Source organism: Streptomyces sp. NPDC059853, assembly GCF_042731495.1.
Lineage (GTDB): Bacteria > Actinomycetota > Actinomycetes > Streptomycetales > Streptomycetaceae > Streptomyces.
This window is the reverse complement of record NZ_JBHWJL010000478.1, coordinates 1-2528: the sequence shown is the minus strand read 5'-3', so window position 1 is coordinate 2528 and position 2528 is coordinate 1. Positions and strand designations below refer to the sequence as shown.

The window sequence follows — 2528 nt, the reverse complement described above, 5'->3', positions numbered from 1 at the left end:
GTGCCCCACCGCTCCGTCAGCTGGGCCACCAGCATCAGTCCGCGTCCGCCCTCGTCGAAACCGGCCGCGCGGCGCAGATGCGGGGCGGTGCTGCTGGTGTCCGAGACCTCCACGATCAGGGTGCGGTCCAGGATCAGCCGCAGCCGGATCGGCCCGGTGGCGTGCCGGATCGCGTTGGCGATCAGCTCGGTGACCACCAGCTCCGTGGTGAACACCAGCTCCGCGAGCCCCCAGTCCGCCAGCCGCCCGCTCACATCCTGCCGGGCGATGGCGCAGCTGGCCGGGTCGTCGGGGATGTCCCAGGCGGCGACGTGCCGTTCGTCCAGCATCCGGGTGCGCGCCATCAGCAGCGCCACGTCGTCGGCCGGCGGCTCCCCGGCGAGCAGCGTGCCGATCACCGTCTCGCACCAGGCGTCGAGGGACGGCGCGGGGGTGGCGATGGCCCGGTGCAGCCGCCGGTACCCCTCGTCCATGTCCCGGTCCCGGCGCTCCACGAGGCCGTCGGTGAACAGTGCCAGCACCGAGCCCTCGGGCAGGGTCAGCTCGGCCGACTCGAACGGCAGCCCGCCCAGGCCCAGCGGCGGCCCGGCCGGCAGCTCCACCGTGATGACCTCGCGCGTCTCCGGCAGGTACAGCACGGGCGGCGGATGCCCGGCCCTGGCGACGGTGCAGGAGCCGTTCACCGGGTCGTAGACCGCGTACAGGCAGGTGGCGCCGATGTCCCCGGGGCCCTCGGCCACCCCGGTGTCCTCCGACAGCCGGAGCACCAGATCGTCGAGGTGGGTGAGGAGTTCGTCCGGCGGCAGATCGACGTCCGCCAGGGTGCGGACGGCGGTACGCAGCCGGCCCATCGTCGCGGACGCCTGCACCCCGTGGCCCACCACGTCGCCCACGATCAGCCCCACCCGCGCCCCGGACAGCGGGATCACGTCGAACCAGTCGCCGCCCACCCCGGTCTGCCCGGCCGCCGCCAGATAGCGGGAGGCGACCTGGACGGCGGTGCGCTGCGGCAGGGTCTGCGGCAGCAGGCTGCGCTGGAGGCCGAGCGCCGTCTCGCGTTCCCGGGTGAACCGCTGCGCGTTGTCCAGGCACACGGCGGCCCGCGCGGCGATCTCCCGGGCCACCAGCACGTCGTCGGGCGCGAACGGGTCCTGGCGGCGGTAGCGGGCGAACTGCGCGACGCCCAGGGTCACCCCGCGCGCCGAGAGCGGGACCGTCAGCACCGAGTGCACGCCCAGCTCCAGGGCCCGCCGGCCGCGCGCCGGGTCCTGTTCCACCCAGGCCGGGAAGTCGGGGTCGTCCCGGTCCAGTACGACCGGTTCGCCGGAGAGCACCGCCCGCACCGGGGAGGCGGAGACCGGGTGGTCCCACACCTGGCCGTCCGCCACCACCACCTCGGGGCTCTCGGGGAGGGCCGAGCGGTGCGCGACGCGGCGCAGGGTCAGCGTCCCCTCCTCCAGGGCGGGCAGCGCGGCGCCGTGCGGGTGCGGGGTGGCCAGCAGATCGACGGTGCCGAAGTCGGCGAGCCGGGGCACGCACACGTCGACGAGTTCCCGCGCGGTGCGGCCGACCTCCAGGGTGCTGCCGATCCGCCGCCCGGCGTCGTTGACCAGCTGGAGCCGGACCCGGGCCCGGTCCTCGCCGGTGATGTCGACGGCGGCCAGCGCCACGGCCACCAGCCGGCCGTCGGGGTCCCACACCGGGGCGATGCGGCCCAGCCAGGCGTGCTCGCGGGTCTCGCCGCCGGTGCGCAGCCGGGTGCGGACGTCCCGGGGCCGGCCGGTCCGTACCGCCTCGCGCAGTTGTTCCTCCAGCTCGATGCTCTGCGGTTTGCCGCCGATCTCCGACAGCCGCAGCCCGCGCACCTCCTCCTCGGTGACGCCGATGACCTCCTCCATCGCCCGGTTGGCGCGGCGCAGCCGGATGTCGGTGTCGTAGAGCGCGAGGGCGTTGGGCGCGTACAGGAACGCGGACCGGGGGAGCTGCTCGTCCTGCGGGGTGCGGGCGGTGCCGGTGATCGGGCTGACCACCAGCCAGCCGTCCGGGTGACCGTCCCGCTCCGACAGCCGGTGGACGAGCAGCCGTACGGTCAGCCGCCGCCCGTCGCGGTGCCGCAGCGCGGCCTGCCCCGTCCACAGCAGCGGGCCGCCGTCCCGGGGCGGGACGCCGGGCGGTACGGGGCCGGCGAGCAGTCCGGCGGCCGGGCGGCCCACGGTCTCGGCCGCGGTGTGGCCGAGGAGCGCGCGGGCGCCGTCGTTCCAGTGCGTGACGACGCCGGAGGCGTCCAGCACGGCGCGGGCGGTGGCCGCCTCGTCCGGGGGCCCGGACCAGGGGTCGGCCCCGTCCTGGGAGGGGTGCCCCGGGCCGCCTGTACTCACATCCCCAGCCTGTGGCACCGGCGGCCGGCCGACAACCGCACAGCGCCGGCCGGGGCGGGGCCCGGTGCCCCCGGGGGCGGCGGCCTCAGCGCACCGGGGCCGCGGCGGACGGTACGGCGCCGGCCGGGGCGGGTCTGCGCACAGACCGGC

At 76.8% G+C, this 2528-nt stretch carries 1 protein-coding gene; it reads right to left on the bottom strand.

Annotated elements, in window-relative coordinates:
- The coding region (locus tag ACFV5N_RS26980; RefSeq protein ID WP_385604911.1) for a SpoIIE family protein phosphatase at positions 1–2378 on the bottom strand (2378 nt) is incomplete at its 3' end.
- Between the last annotated feature and the right edge of the window lie 150 nt (positions 2379–2528).